16 protein-coding genes, 1 tRNA gene and 2 pseudogenes are annotated in these 20,682 nt (G+C 63.3%); 6 read left to right on the forward strand and 13 right to left on the reverse strand.

The features are described from left to right. Positions 1–2 precede the first annotated feature (2 nt). The 7 genes from F622_RS0107530 to F622_RS0107560 form a co-directional block, all read right to left on the reverse strand. On the reverse strand, positions 3–575 hold the full coding sequence (locus F622_RS0107530) for a Tfp pilus assembly protein FimT/FimU (protein WP_018650544.1): 573 nt from the start codon (positions 573–575) through the stop codon (positions 3–5). Between the two features lie 8 nt (positions 576–583). Next, the gene (gene gspG / locus F622_RS0107535) at positions 584–1,054 is read right to left on the reverse strand and encodes a type II secretion system major pseudopilin GspG (RefSeq protein WP_019571620.1); all 471 of its coding nucleotides are present in this window, start codon (positions 1,052–1,054) and stop codon (positions 584–586) included. Between the two features lie 2 nt (positions 1,055–1,056). Next, positions 1,057–2,286, reverse strand: coding sequence for a type II secretion system inner membrane protein GspF (gene gspF, locus F622_RS0107540; RefSeq protein WP_019571621.1), 1,230 nt, complete (start codon positions 2,284–2,286; stop codon positions 1,057–1,059). Between the two features lie 4 nt (positions 2,287–2,290). Further along, positions 2,291–3,847, reverse strand: coding sequence for a type II secretion system ATPase GspE (gspE, locus tag F622_RS0107545; protein ID WP_019571622.1), 1,557 nt, complete (start codon positions 3,845–3,847; stop codon positions 2,291–2,293). Next, a complete protein-coding gene (gspD, locus tag F622_RS0107550; protein WP_019571623.1) occupies positions 3,848–5,761 on the reverse strand; it encodes a type II secretion system secretin GspD in 1,914 nt (637 codons plus the stop codon). Continuing rightward, a complete protein-coding gene (gene gspC / locus F622_RS0107555; protein WP_026331553.1) occupies positions 5,758–6,642 on the reverse strand; it encodes a type II secretion system protein GspC in 885 nt (294 codons plus the stop codon). Before gspC ends, gspD begins: the two co-directional genes overlap by 4 nt. A gap of 563 nt (positions 6,643–7,205) precedes the next feature. Next, the gene (locus F622_RS0107560; protein WP_019571625.1) at positions 7,206–8,594 is read right to left on the reverse strand and encodes a VWA domain-containing protein; all 1,389 of its coding nucleotides are present in this window, start codon (positions 8,592–8,594) and stop codon (positions 7,206–7,208) included. Between the two features lie 631 nt (positions 8,595–9,225). Between F622_RS0107560 and F622_RS13395 the strand changes: the two are divergent. The 4 genes and pseudogenes from F622_RS13395 (at position 9,226) to F622_RS0107585 (ending at position 13,543) form a co-directional block, all read left to right on the forward strand. Beyond that, positions 9,226–9,945, forward strand: a pseudogene (locus F622_RS13395) (2OG-Fe(II) oxygenase). A 101-nt stretch (positions 9,946–10,046) separates the two neighbouring features. Then, a complete protein-coding gene (locus F622_RS0107575; RefSeq protein WP_019571628.1) occupies positions 10,047–12,182 on the forward strand; it encodes an adenosylcobalamin-dependent ribonucleoside-diphosphate reductase in 2,136 nt (711 codons plus the stop codon). Between the two features lie 19 nt (positions 12,183–12,201). After that, a pseudogene (locus F622_RS13400) lies at positions 12,202–12,909 on the forward strand (ribonucleoside-diphosphate reductase). A gap of 205 nt (positions 12,910–13,114) precedes the next feature. After that, entirely contained in the window at positions 13,115–13,543 is a 429-nt protein-coding gene (locus F622_RS0107585; RefSeq protein WP_019571631.1) for a hypothetical protein, read from the forward strand. Positions 13,544–13,591: 48 nt separating this feature from the next. On the opposite strand, the gene F622_RS0107590 is transcribed toward F622_RS0107585, so the two are convergent. After that, positions 13,592–14,653 carry an IS5 family transposase gene (locus tag F622_RS0107590; protein WP_019571632.1) on the reverse strand — a complete coding sequence of 354 codons (1,062 nt, stop codon included), beginning with the start codon at positions 14,651–14,653 and terminating at the stop codon, positions 13,592–13,594. Positions 14,654–15,378: 725 nt separating this feature from the next. On the opposite strand from F622_RS0107590, the gene F622_RS14040 reads away from it, so the two are divergent. After that, positions 15,379–15,753, forward strand: coding sequence for a hypothetical protein (locus F622_RS14040; protein WP_155997112.1), 375 nt, complete (start codon positions 15,379–15,381; stop codon positions 15,751–15,753). Between the two features lie 318 nt (positions 15,754–16,071). Continuing rightward, positions 16,072–16,431, forward strand: a complete 360-nt coding sequence (locus tag F622_RS14205) for a hypothetical protein (RefSeq protein WP_019571633.1) — start codon at positions 16,072–16,074, stop codon at positions 16,429–16,431. A 63-nt stretch (positions 16,432–16,494) separates the two neighbouring features. Here F622_RS14205 and F622_RS14045 read toward each other — a convergent pair whose 3' ends face one another. The 5 genes from F622_RS14045 to rpoD form a co-directional block, all read right to left on the reverse strand. After that, positions 16,495–17,109: a hypothetical protein gene (locus F622_RS14045; protein WP_155997114.1), complete on the reverse strand. Its 615-nt coding sequence runs from the start codon at positions 17,107–17,109 to the stop codon at positions 16,495–16,497. Next, positions 17,109–17,474 (reverse strand): hypothetical protein, encoded by a 366-nt coding sequence (locus F622_RS14050; protein ID WP_155997116.1) that lies wholly within the window; start codon positions 17,472–17,474, stop codon positions 17,109–17,111. The genes F622_RS14045 and F622_RS14050 overlap by 1 nt, the downstream gene beginning before the upstream one ends. Before the next feature lie 11 nt (positions 17,475–17,485). Then, positions 17,486–18,223, reverse strand: a complete 738-nt coding sequence (locus tag F622_RS0107605; protein ID WP_019571635.1) for a TIGR04255 family protein — start codon at positions 18,221–18,223, stop codon at positions 17,486–17,488. Between the two features lie 177 nt (positions 18,224–18,400). Next, positions 18,401–18,477, reverse strand: a tRNA-Ile gene (locus tag F622_RS0107610). Positions 18,478–18,580: 103 nt separating this feature from the next. Further along, entirely contained in the window at positions 18,581–20,530 is a 1,950-nt protein-coding gene (gene rpoD / locus F622_RS0107615) for an RNA polymerase sigma factor RpoD (RefSeq protein ID WP_255346797.1), read from the reverse strand. Positions 20,531–20,682: the final 152 nt, after the last annotated feature.

Below are 20,682 nucleotides of genomic sequence, written 5' to 3' on the forward strand. Positions count from 1 at the left end.
GGCTAGTTGGGCTGGGCCGGATGGGCCATCAGCAAGTGACGTGGCTCGCCGCGTGCCGGTGGCGGGTGTTCGAAGGCCTGGATGGGTTGACCCCGTTCGACCCGGAGTACGAGACCGCTTTGCCCGTCGGGGTGTTCCAGCACCAATTCAAAGGGTTCGATGTCGCCGCTATTGCTGATGGCGATGCGGTTGTGTTCCGGCCCTTCGCGGAGGCTGCTTCGCCGCCCGTCCACGTAAAGCCGTGGTTGCAGCCCGTGTTGCCGGAAGTCCCGCGGACCCAGCGGCCCCCGCTCGATCGGTGTCCAGGTGACCTGGGCATCGTCGATCCACTGGCGCTCCAGGATGACCAGCCCCTCCGTACCAATGCCGATGGACAGCGCCTGGCCGGTCAACAGGGTGTGTTCCCGGGCGAGTTCGATCTGGCCCGCCAGCTGGCGGGCGGTCTGTTCGAGGCTCCGGCTGCCCAGCTGGCTCATGGACAGCACGCCGATGCTGGCCACCACGCCGATCACGAACATCACGACCAGGAGTTCGATCAGGGTAAAGCCGGTGGGGCGTGCGCGGCGGGTCGCCATTGGCGTCCTCAGAATTCGTCCATGTTCCAGTTGCCGATCTCGCCCTCGATCCCCTCGCCACCACGGCGTCCGTTGGCGCCGTAGCTGAAGACGTCGAAGTCGCCATGTCGCCCGGGGTTCAGGTATTGATACGGATTGCCCCAGGGGTCGCTCGGCAGGCGGTCCATGTAGCCGCCCTCGCGGTACTGGGGGGCTTCCGGCCCGCTGCGCGGTCGCTCCACCAGCGCATCCAGTCCCTGGTCGGTGGTCGGGTACCGGAAATTATCCAGACGGTAGAGATTCAGGGCACTTTCAAGGGTGCGGATATCCTGCTTGACCTTGGTGATCCGGGCATCGTCCGGGCGGTCCATTACGCGAGGGACCACGATGGCCGCGAGGATGCCGAGGATGACCACCACCACCATGATCTCGATCAGGGTGAAGCCCCGGGCACCGCGGAATCCGGTACGCGCAAGGCAGGCAGAGCGGGGTTCTTGCATGTTCAATTCACCAGCTGGTTGAGTTCGAAGATCGGGAGCAGGATGGCGAGGACGATGACCAGGACGATGCCGCCCATGGTCAGGATCAGCAAGGGTTCGAACAGGCCCATGCTGATACTGATACGGGATTCGACCTCCTGTTCCTGGGTCTCGGCGGCCCGTTCCAGCATCTCGGTGAGCCGTCCGCTGGACTCGCCGCTACGGATCAAGTGTACGGTGATCGGCGGGAAGTATCCCGTCTCTTCCAGGGCCTGACCGATGCTGCGGCCCTCGCGGATTCGCAGCGAGGCATCCTCCACCGCGGCGCGCATGGGGCGGTTTCCAATGACCTCGGCCCCGGTTCGGAGCGCATCCAGGAGCGACACGCCGCTGGCGGACAGGATGCTGAGGGTGCGTGCGAACCGCGCCGTGTTGAGCCCCCGGACCAGGCGCCCCACGAGCGGGAGGCGCAGGACCAACCGGTCGAAACGCATGCGCGGCCCGGGGTTGCGCAGCCAGTGGGCCAGCAGCGCCACGAGCACGCCCAGGGCGATTAGCGCGTACAGACCATAGGTTCGCAAGAGATCACTGGTGCTGATCAGCATGCGGGTCAGTGTGGGCAACTGCTGGTCCAGGCCCTCGAAGACCTGGACCACTTCGGGGACCACATAGACGACCAGGCCCACGGTCACGCCAAGGGCCACCAGCGTCAGGATGACCGGATAGATCAGGGCGAGCATGACCTTCTGCCGCAACGCGTGGCGATTCTCGAGGTAGTCGGCCAGACGCTCCAGTACCAGGTGCAAGTGCCCCGAGGCCTCGCCGGCCGAGACGGTGCTGCGGTAGATCTCGGGAAACGCGCGCGGGAACGCGCCCAGCGCCTGGGCTAGCGAGTGCCCCTCCATGACCCGGGTGCGCACGGCACTCAGGATGTTGCGCACCTTCTGCTTTTCGGACTGGCGTGCGACGGTCGCCAGCCATTCCTCCACCGGCAGGCCGGCGCGCGCAAGCGTGGCCATCTGACGTGTCGCGAGCGCGAGGTCGAGGGCGCCGATGCCGCCGGCCCCGCCGCGTCCCGAGTGGGTCCGGGTACCCCGGGTGGCGGCCGAGGATTCGCCGATTTCGAGCAGATCCAGTGGGGTCAGGCCTTCGCTGCGCAACTGGGACCGGACGCTGCGGGCGGTGTCCCCCTCGGTCACGCCCTTGCGCGTTCGGCCGGCTGCGTCCAGCGCCTGGTATTCGAAGGCGGGCATGGCCCTAGCCTGCCTCGGTGACGCGCAGCATTTCCTCGAGGCTGGTCGTGCCGTCGAGAACCCGTCGGCAGGCATCGGCGCGGAGACTCACACTGTTCTCGCGTGCGGCCCGGACCATGGCCTGTTCACTGGCATTGTCATGAATGAGTGCGCGCAGGCGTTCGTTCACCTCCACCAGCTCATAGATGCCGGTCCGGCCCCGATAGCCGAGTTCGTTGCAGCTCGGGCAGCCGCGTGCATGGTAGAGGGTGGGAGGTTCCGTGGAGGCTACGCCCAGCAGTTCGCATTCCCGTGGCGATGCCGGGTAGGGTTCACGGCAGTCCTTGCAAAGGACCCGTACCAGCCGCTGGGCGAGAATCCCGTTCAGGGTCGAGGAGAGCAGGAACGGCTCCACGCCCATGTCGCGCAGGCGCGTGATGGCCCCGATCGCGGAGTTGGTGTGCAGGGTGGAAAACACCAGATGCCCTGTCAGGCTCGCCTGCACCGCGATCTGGACGGTATCGACATCGCGGATCTCGCCGACCATCACGACATCCGGGTCCTGGCGCAGGATGGCACGCAGCCCGCGGGCAAAGGTCATGTCGATACGGCTGTTGATCTGAGTCTGGCCGATCCCGTCGAGGTAGTACTCGATCGGGTCTTCGACCGTGAGGATGTTGCGGCTGCGGTCATTGAGCCGGGTCAGCGCTGCGTACAACGTTGTCGTTTTGCCCGATCCGGTCGGGCCGGTGACCAGCACGATACCGTGCGGCCGCGTGACAATCCGTTCCAGGGTGGCATGGGTATCCGGATCCATGCCCAGGTGGGTGAGGTCAAGGCGACCGGCCTGTTTGTCCAGCAGTCGCATCACCACGCGTTCTCCGTGGCCCGAGGGCAGGGTGGAGACGCGCACGTCCACCGCGCGGCCGGCGACCCTGAGGGAGATGCGTCCATCCTGCGGCAGTCGCTTTTCCGCGATGTCCAGCCGTGCCATCACCTTGATGCGTGAGACGATGAGCGATGCAAGCCCCGCGGGCGGGGTCAGAATCTCGCGCAAGACGCCGTCCACGCGCAGCCGGACGGCCAGGCGACTCTCGAAGGGCTCGATGTGGATGTCCGACGCGTTTTCCCGTACCGCCTCCGTCAGCAGCGCATTGATGAGCCGGATAATCGGGGCATCGTCTTCGGCCTCCAGGAGGTCCTGCGGCTCGGCGAGAGATTCCGCGACGCTGGACAGGTCGAGGTTGCCATCGAGCTCCTCCATCGATTGCATGGCCCGCGAGCTGGAGGATTCGTAGCGCTCGCGCAGACGCTGCTCGAAGGTCTTGTCATCGACGGTTTCCAGGTTCAGCGGCTCGGGGCTGCGTCGGCGCAGTTCCAGGAGCCCCTGCGGATCGGCGTCGTGGCGCAGGAATATCTGGCGCTTGCCCTCTACCAGATCGCCGGGCACGGCGCCGACCCGGCGGGCGAAGGTGTAGCTCACGGTGAACGTACCAGCCACCGGCGTCCCGAGCGCGTTCGGGTCGTCCGGCACGAGTTCCCGGGTCGCCCCTGCGCTCAAGGCCTGGGTACCCTCGGTCATTCAGTCGTGCTTGCCATGGACATCTTCGAAGCTCGGCGGGAGCTGGGTCAGGCGCTCCCATTCCGGCAGGACCGGACTTCTGCGCTGCTGGGTGCGCGCCTGCTCGCGCAGCTGCTCGCCGCGGATAAAGCTGTACTTTTCGCTGGTCAGTTCGGCGCCGCGGGCGCTGTCCCGGACGATGCGCGGGTGCAGGAACACCATCAGGTTCCGTTTCTCGGTCTGGTTGCGGTCCGCCCGGAAGAGTCGTCCAACCCCGGGGATGCTCCCCAGCCCTGGGACGCGCGCCTCGCTGTCCGTCTGGCGCTCTTCGATCAGTCCGCCAAGCACCAGCATGTCACCATCGTCCACCAGAACATGGGTTTTGATGTTTCGGGTATTGGTGATTCGCCCCTCGTCTGCGTTTCCGGTAGTTGGGACTAATTGAGAAACTTCCTGCTCGATCTCCAGCCGGATCGAGTTCCCCTGGTTGATTTGCGGCCTTACCCGAAGCTTTACACCGACGTCTTCACGCTGGATAACGTCCGTGCCAAGTCCAGACGCTTCACGCTCGCGCCCAACCACGAAGGGGACGGTTTGCCCGACAAGAATCTCCGCTTCCTCGTTGTCCAGTGTTACGAGACTGGGGGTGGACAGGATGTTGCTGGAGCTGTCGCGTTGCAGCATGTTGATCAGGGCAGCGATCCGCGTGCTTCCAGTCGACCCCACGCCTCCGGCGGTCAGGCCATCCCCAATGGGGGACACGCCCCCGTCAAGGAACGCTTCCACGCCTGCGGCGAGTTCGAGAATCCCGCCTGACCCGGCGCCGGAAAAGTTGAGGACCCCGGCCCCGCTGTTTCCGATGGCGCCCCACTGCACGCCGAGGTCCTGCACGCGATCCGACGAGACCTCCGCGATGACGGCTTCGACCAGGACTTGCGCTCGGCGGATATCGAGCTGATCCACGATGATGTCGAAGTCGCGGATGAAGTCGGAGGGGCCGTAGGTCACCACCGCGTTGGTGGACTCGTGTGCCTCGATATGGATCCCGTTTCCACCTCGTCCATCGGCGTCGATATCCGGGCTTTTCTCGGCGATGTTGCGCAGCAGTTCGGCAACCTCCTCGGCGCGCGCATACTTCAGGTAGTGCACGCGTGCGTTCCCTTCTTCCATCTCCCGGTCAAGCTGGGCGATGAGCCCGCGCAGGCGCAAGCGAGACTCCTCGCGCCCGGAGAGGATGATGGCGTTGCTGCGGCGATCCGCCAGGACCTGGGGTGTGGCGAGCTCTCCCGTGCCCTCCCGGGCCAGAACCTGCAGCTGCTCGGCGAGTTCCCCGGCGCGGGCGTGACGGAGCTCAATGACTTCGAAATCGTCCGCGAATGGCCGGTCCATGCGTTCGACGAGGGCGCGGATGCGGTGCACGTTGCTGCGCGTATCCGAGATCAGGAGCGTATTGGGCTCGGTGGCCGCCGCGAGATGCCCCCCTTGCGGGATCAGCGGACGAAGGACGGGAACGAGCTGGGCGGCAGAAACGTGTCGCAACGCCATCACGTGGGTGACGATGCTTCCGCCACGCACATCGGCGTCCGGTTCTGTCTCGATATCGAGGACCGTGGGGGCATCCTGCTTCGCCTGCGCGTCGGGCACGATGCGGGTGGACGATTCGCCCGGAATGGCCGCGAATCCGTGGATCTTGAGGATGTCGTGGAACAGATCCATCAGTTCGTCCCGAGGCACGGGGCGGCTGGAAACGACCGTGATGTTGCCGCGCACCCGTGGATCCACGATGAAATTGGTCCCGGTTTCCTCGGATACAAGATCGATCAGGTTGCTGATACTGGTGTCGCGCAGATTGAGCGTCAGCTCGTCCGCTGCGACGGACCCCGCTGCGCAGAACAGGGACAGTGCGAGGGTGAAAAGGCGGAGTCGGAGGCTCATTCGGTTAACTCGATGGTCAGCGGCAGGGTCTGCCCGTCACGTTCTATGGTGATGTTCACCCGGTCGGCGTTGCCGAGTCCAGCGAGGATCTGTTCGGGGTCGTCAATGTCGCGGATCTGCTGGCCCTGGACCGAGGTGATGATGTCGCCTTCCTGAAGACCGGCGCGTTCGAATTCGCGCTGGTTGCGCGTCGGGGTGACTCGAATGCCCAGCAGCGCGCCATCACGTAGTACGGGCTGGGCGCGCAGCGAATTCATGGCGCGCTGCGGGTCGTCGAGCCAGCGGGATCGGCTGATGTTAGCCGTGATCGGCGCGGGGGAACCGGCGGTTTGTGACGAGCGCTGATCGGTATCGGAGCGGCCGCTATCGACTCGCAGTTCGTCGCCCCGCGGGAGCCGTAGGGTCTCCAGTCGACCTTCGCGCTCCAGGATGACCCGGTCCGCGTGTACCTGGTGCAGCGTCGCCAGCTGGTTCCCAATGGTGTCGCCCACATGGTAGAGCTCGACATTGGCCCGCCCTGCGGAAATGATCGCGCTGCCGTTGCCCTGTCCGGTCGCCAGGATGCCGAGTAGCTCCAGACTCAGGCGTGTATCCGGTGCGTCCTCGATGGCCTGTGGGGCCGCTTGCCGGGGGCTGCCGAAGGGGGAGAATTCGGCGCTTCGCGTAAAGCCGGACCGAGGAGGGGCATCGGCTGCGGGAGACGGGCCGGAGCGACTGGCGGTTGCCGGTTCCGCGGAGTCCGTGGTGCCCGACGGGTAGGTGTATCCCGGAACGGCGATCGACCAGACCAGGCCGGCGATCAGCCATGCCGTGGCCGCCAGCAGCCCGGCACTAAGCATCCAGGGAAGGGGGAATGGCACAAGTCGGGGCGAAGGTGGCATCGTCAACGGCGTTCGCGGGTTGTTCGAATGGCTGGCCCCGGCGGTTCTCGCTGGGTCGGGTTGGATCGAGCCTCGCAAGGCGCCCTGGAGAGACGCGGATTAAAGTCTACGCGCGCCGGTGGCCAGGTTCCCCGATCCTGCGTTGCTCAGCATGACGCTTTCGCCCAGCGGGGTCGAGTCCCGGCCCATGCGGCTTCCGTTTCCCGGAGACGCCCCGTGCCCGTGCGCGGAGACCAATGCCCAGGAGCGCGAAGGCCCCGTGTCTCGCGGCTCCCAAGTCGATTGCTCCTGGTGGATCCACGTTTGGATGCCGGCCGTTGCGGTAGCCGCCATCGGATTCGGGAACAGGGGGTGCGCCCGGTCTGGAAGTGGGCGTTCGTCGTGACGACGATGGGATGAGGCCGCGCCAGCCGGTGGAAGGGGGGGCTACCTGCATGGGCGGCTTCATCCATCGCGTCCGACCTCGGTCTGGATGACGGACATCACCCACAAGATCGGCTGCTTCTGCAACGCGCGCCGACACCCCCGCCGAAAATGGATTCGGGGGAATGCCGCAATGACTTTTACAGGCAAGCCGGGATGGCCTTGGCCCCACTGATGGCCTTGGCCCCACTGTGGAACTCGACCTCTTCGAATCTGGGCTCGACATCCTCGAACGTTAAGGTGACATCAAGTGAGTCTCTGTCGTCACCTTCGGGGAGGTGGAAGTAGACTATATACTGTTCCTTAAAGAGCAGGTCGACCAAGTAGTCAAAAGTCTGCGGGAGGCGGGCGTCACCCGCAAGGTCATCCGCCAGGTTGTAGAACAATCCGCCCGTGCGGTCCGCGAGCCTTTGTAGTTCATCTTCCTGAGCTTCCTGAAGGAATTGGCCGAACCCGATGGTGAATACGGGTATATCCGCCCTTTCGGCGGCGGCGATAGCGTCGCCCAAGTTCTTTTCTTCAAGGGTATCTTCGCCGTCGGTCAAGGCGATGACAGCCTTACGGTGCGTGGTGTTGGTTTCGGTTTCGAATCGCTCAATGGCTTCCACGGTTGCGTTGTAGAATGCAGTGTCTCTGCCGATGTTTCCCGGATCTTGGTCGATCTTCTCCTTCAGCGCGTCCTTGTTGGAAGTGAAACCGTCGGGGGTCATTACCTTCACATGCTCGGCGTACTTGATGATGTCCGCTTCATCGTGGGTCTGCATCGCATCCACCAGCCGCTTGGCGCCCCGCTCCATGTTGTCTGCCGCACCCTCGAAGTCGGTGATGCTGCCGCTGTAGTCCATCACGATACTGAGAGCGAGGTCGGTGTCGGTGAGGCTTTCGCCGACCTGGTTGACGGGGCCGAAGTGTAGCCCTCCAAGGTTGAAATTCTCTTCGTGCAAGCCCGAAATCGGGAATCCCTCTTGGTCGGTGACGGATACATAGGCTATAGCGTCAGGACGGGGGCAGGCATTGATCTGGTTGACGGTCACGTCGATCGACGTGACGGGTGCATACTCGCCGGCCAGAGCGCCCAAGACCGTGGGGACGGTGGGATGATTGCTCTGTATCCTCAACAGGGCGTCGAACTTGTCGAACCTCGGTGGGTCAACAAAATCGACCTCAACGGTGCAGCTGTCGCCAGCGGGGAGGTTAAACGTGGTCGCTCCGCATGGGTTGTTGCCGCCCGAATGGTCCAGAAAAAACGCGCCTGGGTTCCTCCCAAACAGACTTATACTCGAGATGTTATAGGACCTCGCTTCCTCGTTGCGGATGACGAATTCCTGAGGGGACGTTCGGTGCAGGTTGCCTTCCGTAATGACCCCGAAATCGTAAAGGTCCGGTGTCACAGTGATCCCGGTGGCAGGCGTGTCGCCACCGCCACCGCCACCGCCACCGCCGCCCCCGCCACCGCATCCAATCAAGCCGAGGGACGCTGCCAGCAGGGCTGGTGCCAGGAGTCGGGACTTTCCGTATTCAAGCGTCATGGCTTTGTTTCTCCATTGATGAGTGGGGTGACCGGGTCGGTGCCCTGCAATGGGATGCGGGTGCCGGGAACGGTCAGGCGGCGCGTCTGGTCGTCCGCCGGGGGCCTGATACCGGGGAAAATCTAGTGGAAGAGCGAGAACTGGGTCCGTGCGGTGTCGAACATAGGCGACCCGTCCGTGCCAGAACCCCTGTCGTCCGGAGGGCTCCCTTCTCCCCAAGAATAAAGATGAATGAACGCCATGGAAGGCAGTCCGTTACCCCCTCGTTATCGCGCCGGGAGGTCCCGTGAAACGGGGATCCACCGAGTTAAAGCGGAGACTTGCGAGAAGGCCCGTGCTGGGCCGAAGGACTTCATGACGAAGCGCAACCGGTACAGCCCCGAAGCCAAGCGGGAAGCGGTGGGGCTTGTGTGGGTCAAGTGGTGCAGAAGTGTGGCGGCCATGTTCGGTTGGTCCTGGGCTCAGGCCGCCCTGCGCCAGCACCCGATCGCCGGCCGTTTCCCGACGCACTGAGCGGGCCGGGACAGGGCGCTCCGAAAGGGGCTTGCGCAGGGGCTCGTTCCCGGTATATTGCTTCGGCAGGCACTTGCCTGCGTGCCGCCACGGCGGCCCGAATGGACGACCCCTGCACGTGAATCTGCCTCTCCCACGGCCCGAGTGGCCATCCCCGACCGAGATCGATCCGGCCTGCCTGCCGGGGCCGTCGGATGGTGCGTTCCCCGGAACCCGCGAGCCGGATGGCTGGCTGGATGCCTTGGCGCGCGATCAGTTATTCGTCTGGCCCGATTTCCTGCCCGTGTCGACGGTCGACGCCCTGCGCGACGAGGTGTATGCGCTACGGGATACGGCGCGGCTGGAGCAGGCGCGGATCGGGCGTGCCGGGGAACGTCATCGCGACCGGTCCACACGCGGCGACTGGATTCACTGGCTGGATGGTGCGAGCCCCGCCCAGCAGGCGTTCATGGCGCGCCTGGACGAGATCCGGCTGCAGGTGAGCCGGTCGCTGATCCCGGGTCTGTTCGAGACGGAATCGCACTTCGCCCTGTATCCGCCCGGCACCCATTACGCCCGGCACGTGGATGCCTTCCAGGCCGGCAACTGCCGCCGCCTGTCGCTGATGTCCTACCTGAACCGCCACTGGCGCGAACGCGATGGCGGCCAGCTCGCGATCTACGACCGCGAAGGGTGCGAGATCCGCCGCATCCAGCCGCGGGCGGGGACACTGGTGATGTTCCTCAGCTAGACGGTGCCCCACGCGGTGTTGCCCACCCGTCGCTGGCGCGCCAGCATCGCCTCCTGGATGCGTATCCGCGACTTGTCGAACCCGCTCGCCAGCCTCGACCGCTTCTGATGGATGTCGACGGCGCTGCCTTGCAGCGTCCGCCGCCGGCGCCCATGATCGGAGAACGGGCTTCCCGAAGCCCCGGATCATATGCGGAGCGGCGGGCCATCATGGGCGACAGCTGGCAATCGCAGGACAAGACGACACCCCTCCGGGACACGTTGCCCGACGTGCCGCTGCAGCCCTCGTCCTATTCGATCTGGACCGAGCGCTATCAGCTTCGCGATGCGCAGGGCGAACCCGTGGACCGTTCGGTGGAGTCGATGTTCGACCGTGTGGCCCGGGCGCTCGCCGCGGTCGAGGTGCCGGACAAGCGCGCACAGGTCGAGCGGGACTTCCGCTGGGCGCTGGCCAACGGTGCGGTCCCGGCCGGGCGCATCCTGGCCAATGCCGCGGCCGAGGCGTTCAAGCCGCACACCACGCTGATCAACTGCACCGTCTCGCGGACGATCCATGACTCGCTGCGGGCCATCCTCGATGCCAATACCGCTGCCGGCCTGACGCTGAAGGCCGGGGCCGGCATCGGCTATGACTTCAGCACGCTGCGCCCGAAAGGTGCGCGGGTGGCGGGTGCGGGCGCGCCGACCAACGGCCCGGTCGCGTTCATGCAGATCTTCGACCAGACCTGCCGGACCATCGGCGCGGCTGGCGGGCGCCGCGGGGCGCAGATGGCGACGCTGGATATCGGCCATCCGGACATCGAGCGCTTCATCCTCGCCAAGCGCCGCAAGGGGCGGCTGACCCAGTTCAATCTCTCGGTGCTGGTGCGCGACGCCTTCCTGGAGGCGGTGGAGCGCGACGCGGAGTGGGCGCTGGCCTTCCCGCTGTTGCCTGTAGAGCGGGACCAGGTGGCCGCATCCGACATCGTCTACCGCGACTGGCCGGTCGTCGAGGACGACTACCGCGTCGATGAACAGGGCCGCGTCGCCTGCCGCATCTACCGCCGCGTCCGTGCCCGCGAGCTGTGGGACACCCTGATGCGCAGCACCTATGACGTCGGGGAACCCGGCGTCATCCTGATCGATCAGGTCAATCGCCAGAACAATGCCTGGTTCGACGAGGTGATCCGGGCAACCAACCCCTGCGGCGAGCAACCGCTGCCGTCGGACGGGGCCTGCCTGCTCGGGTCGGCGAACCTGACGGGCTTCGTCTCTGCGCCGTTCGCCCAAGACGCGACATTCGACTGGGCCCGTTTCGAGCGCGTGGTGCGCGTATTCACGCGCATGCTGGACAACGTCGCGGATATCTCGGGGCTGCCGCTGCCGGAGCAGCGCGCCGAGATGCTGCGCAAGCGCCGCCACGGCATGGGCATCCTCGGACTTGGCTCGGCGCTGGCGATGCTGGGAGAGACCTACGGCTCCGAGGCGGCCGCTGACTTCACCGCAGAGGTCTGTCGCCGCCTGGCGCTGGAGAGCTGGCGGGCCGGACTGGAGCTGGCGCGCGAAAAGGGCCCGGCGCCGATCATGGACGAGGACTTCACGCTGACGCCCGACTTGCTCCGACGTCAGCCGGCACTGGCCGAGGCCGGTTACCAGGTCGGCGACGTGCTGAAGGGCCGCGAACTGCACGCGCGCTTTAGCCCCTACATGCAGCGCATTGCCGGGGAGGACCCGGCACTGGTCGCGGCGCTGGCGGAGGAGGGCGCGCGCTTTACCCATGCCACCTCGATCGCGCCGACCGGCACCATCAGCTTCTCGGTCGCCAACAACGCCAGCAACGGCATCGAGCCAACCTTCCTGCATCGGACCACGCGCAACATCCGCCGGCCCGGGCGGCGCACCCGCGAGGCGGTGGACTGCTACTCCTACGAGCTGCTGGCCTACCGGGCGCTGGTGGATGCCGAGGCGGGGCCAGAGGATCTGCCCGCCAATGCGATCACCGCGGACCGGGTCAGCGTGGACGCCCATATCCGCATGCAGGCGGCCGCGCAACCATGGGTAGACTCGGCCATCTCCAAGACGCTCAATGTCCCGAGCGAGTTCCCGTTCGAAGACTTTCAGCAGGTCTACCTGCAGGCCTGGCGCGCGGGGCTTAAGGGTTGCACCACCTACCGGCCGAACCCGCAGGCGCAGATGGGCGTGCTGATGGACCCGGAGCGCCTGCGCAGCACCTGGTACACCTTTACCCTGGCGGATGGCCAGGAGGTGACCCTGCGCGGCGACGAAGATGTGGAGTACGAGGGCCAGGTGCACACCGCCGCCAATCTCTTCGCGGCGCTGGACGAGGGCTACTACGACGATGTCTGACGTCATCGGGGAGGACACGATGCACCGGATCGACCAGCCCATCATCGCCGTTCGCCGCTCGGATGTTGCGGCAGGAGAGAGTCCACCGCTGGGCGACGATAACCCGCTGGGCAAGCGTATCCCGTCGCGCCCCGAGGGCGAGCTTGAGTCGGTCACCGAAAAGGTCCGCTACTGAACCCAGGAGGGGCCGCAGACGGTCTACCTCGTGGTCAGCTTCGTGGCCGTTTCCGGAACGGTGGGCGGCGAGCGTGTGGCCATCGAGCGCCCGATCGAATTCTTCCTGCCCACCGGGCAGCAGTCCGAGTCCTACCAGTGGATCTCCGCCACCATGCGCAGCCTGTCGCTGGCGGCCCGCGGGGGCTACGCCACCCGCGCCCTGCGCGACCTGCGCAAGGTCACCTGGGATCGCGGCCCGGTCCGCTGCGGCACCAACGAATACGGCAAGCCCCTCTACCATCCCTCCGAGGTCGCGGCCATTGCCCACGCCCTGCAACAAATCCTCCAGCGCCGCGGCTTCCTCGACCCGGACGGCCAGCCGCGCCCGCTGCGCGAGCTTGCTGCCACCTTTCGCGACAAGGACCGAACCTCGGATTCCGCTGCAGCCGTGACCCTGGAGGCACCGGCTCAAACAGCGATTGGAGCAGCCTCCTGCCCCCAGTGCGGCGGCCACCTCGAGATTATCGACGGCTGCCCCACCTGCCGCGACTGCGGCTATTCCAAGTGCTAGTTCCTTCGGCGACAGGAGAGGGCGCGCAGCCTCCCCGTGGTCCGCCCGAACAAACCGAGGCCACCGGCCCCTGACTCGTCGGTGCCGGTGGCCCTCATCGCGTATCCACCAGCATGGATAACCCCTCGGCCGACAGGGCCGCCGTGGAAATCTCAAAGGGGGTCTCGTAGTCTCCCCGGCTCGTCCATTCCGCTCTGGAGACATCGTGGCCAACATCCTGAACCCGTACGCCGACGAGCAGCCCGAGTCGAAGCACATCGTGCTACGTGCCCGCAGTGGCCAGGCGGTCTCCGCCAATTTCACCCTGCAGGATCGGCGCGGGCGCGAAAGCGCGGCGGAATACCTGTTTCATCTCTATTCCACCATCAAGCAGAAGCTGGGCGAACCGGTCCTGGATACCGCTGCACCATCGCCGGACGACCAGGCCGCCATGCAGCGATTGATCCTGTACTCGGCCGGAGCCCACGACACCATGTTCGGCACCTTTAATGCCTCCAGTGCCTCCTCGGAGATGCCGGAGGAGGAGCGCAACGAGTTCGTGGAAATCTTCCTGCTGGCCAGCGCCACGGTCATCGAAGGCCAACGGATCACCGTCGACCTCCAGCGCGGCCTCATCACCGCCGACGCGGCCTGAGCCAACAGCCCGCGCCAAGTGGTACCAGCTCCTCTAAGGAAACACTGATCAATGGCCCCGCAGCAGGCTCCATGTCCCGCCGAAGCGTTTTGGGAAGGACATGGGGGCCACGGCCGCCTGTTTTACTCCCTGTAACCGCCGTTTTGGGCGGGTTACAGGGGCGGTTTCCGGTCCTGCGGACACACTATCCCTGCGGCAGGAGCCCCCATCGTCGCGCGCGGTGTTTTTCTTGAGACCCCGGTAACGCACCTTGCGATACCCGAACAGGTTCTTCACCACATGGAACGGATGCTCCACGATCGAACGCAACTGGGCCTTGTGCCGTTCATCGGTGCGGACCTGATCGCGCTCCGCGCCTTCCGGCAGCGCGCGTACGGTGCCGCGCTTGCGCGCGACATGGGTCTCGGGGCGATGCGCCTTCAGGCGCTTCTCCGCACCGATGTAGCCGGCGTCGCCATGCAGGCTCTCTTCCTCGCCGTGGAGCAGTTCCGGCACCTGCGAGACGTCCGAGACGTTCGCCGCCGTGCCCTTCACCGTGTGGACGAGACCGGTGACGACATCGGCCCCGATATGCGCCTTCATCCCGAAGTACCACTGGTTGCCCTTCTTCGTCTGATGCATCTCCGGATCGCGGGCCTTCTCCCGGTTCCTGGTGGAGGGCGAGGCCGCGATCAGGGTGGCATCCACCACCGTGCCCTCGCGCGGCAGCAGACCCCGCTGCTGGAGGTGGGCGTTGATCCGGTCGAAGATCACCTGGGTCAGGTCGTGCTGCTCCAAAAGACGCCGGAACTGCAGCAGGGTGGTGGCATCCGGCGCGTCTTCGCGGCTCAGGTCGATCCCGACAAAGCGCCGGATCGCCTGGCTGTCATACACCGCATCCTCGACCCCTTCATCCGACAGGTTGAAGCACTGTTGCGCCACGTACATCCGCAGCATGCGCTCCAGTCCGATCGGCGGACGGCCGCGCTTCCCCTTCGGGTAGTGCGGCTCGATCGCCTCCACCAGCGCCGCCCAGGGCGTGATCGCGTCGATCTCCCCCAGAAACCGGTCGCGCCGCGTCTGCTTACGCTTGGCGGAGTACTCGAGATCGGAAAAGCTGCGCTGGGACATCGGCCATCACCTCGGGCAGGAAACCTGGCGCCATTATCCCAAACCCGCCCGCCGGGCGGGAGCGACGGCGGATTAAATCAGCGTCTCCCTAACACTGAGACTTCCTCGACCCGCACGGACGCCTTTGCCCTCCGCATGAACTCAATGAAACCTCCCGCGACCCGGAATGCCAGGCCGATCGAGAAGGCAAAAGCCAAGCTTTGACCTCGGGATCGCGCAGGCCCGGCGGCGCTGGTAACTATCGGACAGCTGCACCTGGCCGTCCTGTGTTAGAAGCGCCTCTTGTTCGAGGCCAGGCGGGACTGCGGCGAGGCGATGCTTGAGGAGTGCGGATACGTGCGGAATCCTCTCGCGACAGTGAACGCAGCCACTCCAAAAAGAGTGAAAGTAGGCGACGGGGCGTCGACTTTGATCGCCTAAAATGCCATTACTCATCCACCTAAACCTACATTTCCCTCCTCGGTCTGGACGTTGCGACCGTGCTCTTCCATAATTGCGGGTTCGGTGCGTGGTTTTCGTCGACGCCGCGTCACCTCTAATTTTTGTGACTCACAGATCAGCCCGTTGGGGAGGATAAATTGACCTTGGCCGCGCTGCATCTTATGGGGGGCCTTGCTCGGATCTTTTGTTGTTAGGCTCCTAAGTAAAGTGTTTGACGGTATCGTCTCAAAAAAGACAATTCAGGAAGGGCGACGCAAAGCAATTCGATAGAATTGAGGGTCCCGTTGGATGAATTAGAGCATCCAGTCAATTGGCATGATCTTTTAGATTGGTTTAACCAGAGATATGATTCTGACAAGCTCGTTAACCGATTCTCCGATGCGCTACAAAAGATTCTTTTCGTGATAGAGGCTCTCGTCCTTCTGGCTCAAGTCACTGTTATAGGGCTTGCTTTGTGGTTGGCTGTTTATGAGGATCCCGCTAACGCCGCGCTGGCTTGGTTGGCGGTCTTGATCGCTGTGGTTCACGTCTTGTTTGTTTGGCTTGTTAACTTCGGGTCAAAAGTTATAACAAACCGTTTTGTTGGCGAGGCTGCCAAAGGTCGAAAGGCTGCTGCCGACTTGGAAGGACTTGTATTCCAGCAGTCAACCAGAAGATAGGGGCCGGGAAGCTACTCCTCGTTGATGTGGTCGATAGTGAGAGCTGACATCACCGGCCGTTGTGTCTGTGAGGTCCAGCAAGACGGAGTCGTCCGACAATCACTACCTTCTGTTCGTTCCGCCGGATCAAGAGACTTGAGTGGTGGAGATCATGCAAAGTGGACGTTGAAGGATTCGCCCACCGAACGAGGGGCCCGGCGCCATCGGTTCACCGTCGAGTACATCGACTACGAGCGCTGAACCGCTACGGGCTATGTCGCCAAGTACGTCAGCAAGAACATCGACGGTTACGGACTCACGGAGGATAGTGTCGGACACATGTCGGACACGGCGGCACAGAGGGTCCAGGCATGGGCGTCGGTCTGGAGAATCCGACAGTTCGCGTTCTACGAAACCCAGCCGGTCGGTATCTGGCGCGAGTTACGCCGCGCCCGTGGGGACGCAGATGATCCGATCCGGGACGCCGCTTTGGCGGCCGACGCAGGCGATTGGGACCGCTTCACGGAAGCGCTTATCCATCATCTGTTACGCCTGTTAAAGGTCTGGAGCGACGCGCCGGGAACTTACGGAGAAGAGAAAGGCGACCAGGTTCTTGGAGTCGAAACAGTAGACGCCTCAGTCGTCGTCAAGACTCGCTTTCACACCTGGGAGTTGCGCCCGGCATCGGGGCGCCCGTAGGGCGCGCCGCCTTGGAGTTCTGTCAATAAGTGTACGTTTCGAGCTCGCGTCTAGCCTCGGCGTTTAATTACCGCTTCGATCGACACGTTCGTGCAACCTTGTGAAATGAATGGACAGCTTCAATAGGAATATATAGAACCCAGCATTGCTGAGCCGGAAAACCCGCGTTTCAATGGCGCTCTGGAATTCCTCCAAGGGTACGCTGTAGACGTGATCCAAAATCACTACGCGCTCGGTCTCGTTTATATTCGACTCCGCAGGAAAGTGCGTGATGCTTGACACTCGATTGCGCCTAACGTCTTCAACGTGGCTCAGGTTTCTTGACCGATCAGGCCGCGCGTTATGTAGAAGCTGCTCGTAATTTGAGAGTTTTATGGCAGGAGCAACGAGTACACGCCGGTTGGGGCGACCTTCATTGGTCGGATCGATGTCGCAGCTGTTCGATAGAACCACCCCGGTAACGTGTTTTTGTTCGCCCGTTGAAGTGTCTCTTATTGGAATATGGGTCCAAGCGTCGCCCTGAAGAACCCCACCTGCTTCTTGATCGGTTGGATTCCAGAAGAAAGCATCTATGTCGGGGGCTTTTCTAAGCTGCCGTATCAGCTCATCGTACGATGAGCTGCTTAGGTATCCGGGCAGATGAACCTCGATTGATTTGGCAAATTCCTCGCGATTCATCAGCTTGTTTCATAGAGGTCCCAGGCGTTATCGAAAAGAATACCTAGTGCTTCGGTGTCAACCCCGTACATCTGGGGGGAAAGTGTGTCTACGGCGTGGGCTACGGCCGCGGCAAATTCCTCGTTTTGATTGAGGCGGAATGAACTTGGCGTCCACGTCATCGAAGAAGAGAGGTCAAGCCCTTCGGCATAAACACCTGTCTTTGCCTTTTCGCCAAAAAAAGGGGACGCCGGGTGGATGTCAGGGAAGGTTGACGTCAGCGCAATTGCCAGCGTGGAAGTGGCGCCCAAAACCCCGCCGACAAGGAGAGAGCGGCTTTCTACGGGAAGATGGCTTTCACTACCTTGGTTGACTATGGGGTCCATTCGGTTACACCTCATTTGGGGCCAAGTTCTTCGATCGTATCGTCAGTTAAAAGACTAAAAAAGACTTCTTTTTCCGTCGCGTGGAGGCTCTCAATTATGTTGTCTGCATGAGCCCAGAAATCTTCCGTATCGATATTCTGTATGCAGTCAACATCGATAAGCACACCCCGAAGGTCTTCTTTTGTCTTGCTTGATTGCACGCGAGTCTTTGTGAAAATGCTCATCAAGGTCGTGATGCCGTTAGCGTTGTGCTCGCAGTGAATCCGTTGTGTGTTGGGTGTGGTATTTAGGTTGGCAACCTTCAGTGCGACATTGAGTTTAGAGAGGTCGTCGAATTCATCTTTTGTCTCAATTATGTTTCTGTATTTCAGTGAGCATCTTTCTGCTGAGCGAAGCTGGTTTGTCTTTTCGAAGGATTGCAGCGTGTCCGTGATCGCTCGCTTAAACTCTTTCCAACCTGGGTAAGGGCGTTGCACTGTGATTGCGAGGAGCTTCGGCCCAATCGCGATCTGATATGTGTCACCGACCAAGCGCCGTAGGGGCTGGTACTGGAGGTTCGGATCGCTTGATACCAGGTGTTTCGGCAATTCGGAGGCTGGCAGTGATTCGAGCTTTGTCGCGTAGTCCTTCAGGTCAGGCAGCATCATGCCCGGCAGTAGGTCGGCCGAGCTCTCGTTATCTGCAACGAAGCGGACCTCGAAGGTGGCTTCGAAGATGGGTATGTGCGTCAGTTGAGCGGGAAGATTCACAGGGGCCGGAACCTTGAATGTCGTGGGAAGAGGAACGCGCGGCTCTGGAGCTCAATTCGGGTAATCGCGTTGCTCTAGGGTAGTAAAATTAGCTGGGGAGGGGAAGCTGGCTGTGCCTACAGGGCGCCTACAATGAGATGGCGTTTATCTCGTGTGTATCATAAGTCTCTGAAAAATTGGTGGGCCCGGTCGGACTCGAACCGACGACCAAGGGATTATGAGTCCCCTGCTCTAACCAACTGAGCTACAGGCCCGTATTCGGGGGGCGTACAAACGACTGCGGCGCCATTCTACCCGCAAGGGGAAGATGGCGCCGCATCGCTAGGTCGGGTTCCGGCCGCCGGGCCGGGACGCCGGTTACTCGGCGTCGGTGTAGGTGCGCAGCAGTTCGGCGCGGGTCGGGTGGCGCAGCTTGCGCAGGGCCTTGGCCTCGATCTGGCGGATGCGCTCGCGGGTGACGTCGAACTGCTTGCCGACCTCCTCGAGGGTGTGGTCGGTGTTCATGTCGATGCCAAAGCGCATACGCAGGACCTTGGCCTCGCGCGGGGTCAGCGTCGACAGGATCTCGCGGGTGGCCTCGGTGAGGCTCTCCTGTGCGGCGGAGTCGGACGGCGAGGCGACCTTCTCGTCCTCGATGAAGTCGCCCAGATGCGAGTCTTCGTCGTCGCCGATCGGGGTCTCCATGGAGATCGGCTCCTTGGAGATCTTGAGCACCTTGCGGATCTTGTCCTCGGGCATCTCCATGCGCTCGGCCAGCTCTTCCGGGGTGGCCTCGCGGCCCATCTCCTGCAGCATCTGGCGGGAGACGCGGTTGAGCTTGTTGATCGTCTCGATCATATGCACCGGGATGCGAATGGTGCGCGCCTGGTCCGCGATGGAGCGGGTGATCGCCTGGCGAATCCACCAGGTGGCGTAGGTCGAGAACTTGTAGCCGCGACGGTATTCGAACTTGTCCACGGCCTTCATCAGGCCGATGTTGCCTTCCTGGATGAGGTCGAGGAACTGCAGGCCGCGGTTGGTGTACTTCTTGGCGATGGAGATCACCAGGCGCAGGTTGGCCTCGACCATCTCTTTCTTCGCGCGGCGGGCCTTGGCCTCGCCGATGGACATGCGGCGGTTGATCTCCTTGATCTCGGCGATGTTCAGGCTGGCCTCGCGCTCGATCTCGGCCAGCTTCTTCTGCAGGCGCACGATCTCTTCTTCGTGCTGGGCCAGGGCGTTGGTGTACTTGCCCTTGGCCTTGCAGGCTTCCTTGATCCAGTCGAGATTGGTCTCGTTCTTGGGGAAGCTGTCGATGAAGGCCTTGCGCGGCATCTGGGCCTGCTCGACGGCGAGCGCCATGATGCGGCGCTCGTGGCGGCGGACGTGGTCGATGCTGCCGTGCAGCTGGGTGGTCAGCTGGTCGACCATGCGCGGGATCAGCTTGAACTCCATGAAGTACTTGGCGGTGGCCTCGCGCGCTACAGCGTAGGCCTCGCGGTTGCCCTTCTCGAAGGCCTTGTGCGCCTTGGCGTGCAGCTTGCGCAGCTTTTCGAAGCGCTCGCGCGCCTCTTCCGGATCCGGGCCGGTGTCCACCGGCTCGGCGGCTTCTTCGTCTTCCTCGGCGTCTTCCACCTCGTCGACGATGGCATCCAGTTCGGCGCTGGCCTGCTGCTCGGCGGCGGCCGCCGCAGCCGCCTTCTGCTCGTCCTGGGCCTTCTGGGCCTGCTCCGGTGTCACCAGGCCACGGGCCACGGCCTCACCGTTGGCGTGATCATTCGGGTCGATGAAGGAAACCACCAGGTCGGTCAGGCGGCCATTGTTCTCGACGATCCGGTCGTATTCGCGGATCAGCCGTTCGATCGCGCCCGGATGGTGGGCGAGCGCGAACAGGACCTGCATCAGGCCCTCTTCGATGCGCTTGGCGATGCGGATCTCGCCTTCGCGGGTCAACAGCTCGACCGTGCCCATCTCGCGCATGTACATGCGCACGGGGTCGGTGGTGCGGCCGAAGTCGCTGTCGGCGGAGGCGAGCGCCGCCACGGCGTCCTCGGCGTCGTCGTCGGCAGAGACCGAACCGTCGGACAGCAGAAGGCTGTCGGCGTCCGGGGCCTGCTCATGCACCGCGATGCCCATGTCGTTGATCATCGCAATGATGTCCTCGACCTGGTCGGAGTCGATGATCGAGTCGGGCAGGTGATCGTTTACCTCGGTATACGTGAGGTATCCCTGCTCCTTGCCCTTGGCAATCAGTTCCTTGAGCTGGGATTGCTGCTCTTCACGATTCATTGCGGTCGTACTCCGAGGTGCTTGTTTGAGCCGTGGCAAGACGGCTCAAGGAAAGTGGGACGCAGAAAAATCAATCCTACATTGTAGCAGAAGATTCTTATATTGCCGGTGGCATGATGGATTCTCGGGTCAAGGCTGGGTCGCGACCCGGCTCTGGGGCGACCTCCTTGACCGCTATGTTGAGGGCGAAT

The organism is Thioalkalivibrio sp. ALMg3 (assembly GCF_000381225.1).
GTDB lineage: Bacteria > Pseudomonadota > Gammaproteobacteria > Ectothiorhodospirales > Ectothiorhodospiraceae > Thioalkalivibrio > Thioalkalivibrio versutus.

Excerpts from the sequence above, each read along its gene's own strand:
- F622_RS0107530 (WP_018650544.1), bottom strand. The coding sequence starts at position 575 with ATGGCGACCCGCCGCGCACGCCCCACCGGCTTTACCCTGATCGAACTC.
- gspG (WP_019571620.1), bottom strand. The coding sequence starts at position 1,054 with ATGCAAGAACCCCGCTCTGCCTGCCTTGCGCGTACCGGATTCCGCGGT.
- gspF (WP_019571621.1), bottom strand. The coding sequence starts at position 2,286 with ATGCCCGCCTTCGAATACCAGGCGCTGGACGCAGCCGGCCGAACGCGC.
- gspE (WP_019571622.1), bottom strand. The coding sequence starts at position 3,847 with ATGACCGAGGGTACCCAGGCCTTGAGCGCAGGGGCGACCCGGGAACTC.
- gspD (WP_019571623.1), bottom strand. The coding sequence starts at position 5,761 with ATGAGCCTCCGACTCCGCCTTTTCACCCTCGCACTGTCCCTGTTCTGC.
- gspC (WP_026331553.1), bottom strand. The coding sequence starts at position 6,642 with ATGCCACCTTCGCCCCGACTTGTGCCATTCCCCCTTCCCTGGATGCTT.
- F622_RS0107560 (WP_019571625.1), bottom strand. The coding sequence starts at position 8,594 with ATGACGCTTGAATACGGAAAGTCCCGACTCCTGGCACCAGCCCTGCTG.
- F622_RS0107575 (WP_019571628.1), top strand. The coding sequence starts at position 10,047 with ATGGGCGACAGCTGGCAATCGCAGGACAAGACGACACCCCTCCGGGAC.
- F622_RS0107590 (WP_019571632.1), bottom strand. The coding sequence starts at position 14,653 with ATGTCCCAGCGCAGCTTTTCCGATCTCGAGTACTCCGCCAAGCGTAAG.
- F622_RS14205 (WP_019571633.1), top strand. The coding sequence starts at position 16,072 with ATGTCGGACACGGCGGCACAGAGGGTCCAGGCATGGGCGTCGGTCTGG.
- F622_RS14045 (WP_155997114.1), bottom strand. The coding sequence starts at position 17,109 with ATGAATCGCGAGGAATTTGCCAAATCAATCGAGGTTCATCTGCCCGGA.
- F622_RS14050 (WP_155997116.1), bottom strand. The coding sequence starts at position 17,474 with ATGGACCCCATAGTCAACCAAGGTAGTGAAAGCCATCTTCCCGTAGAA.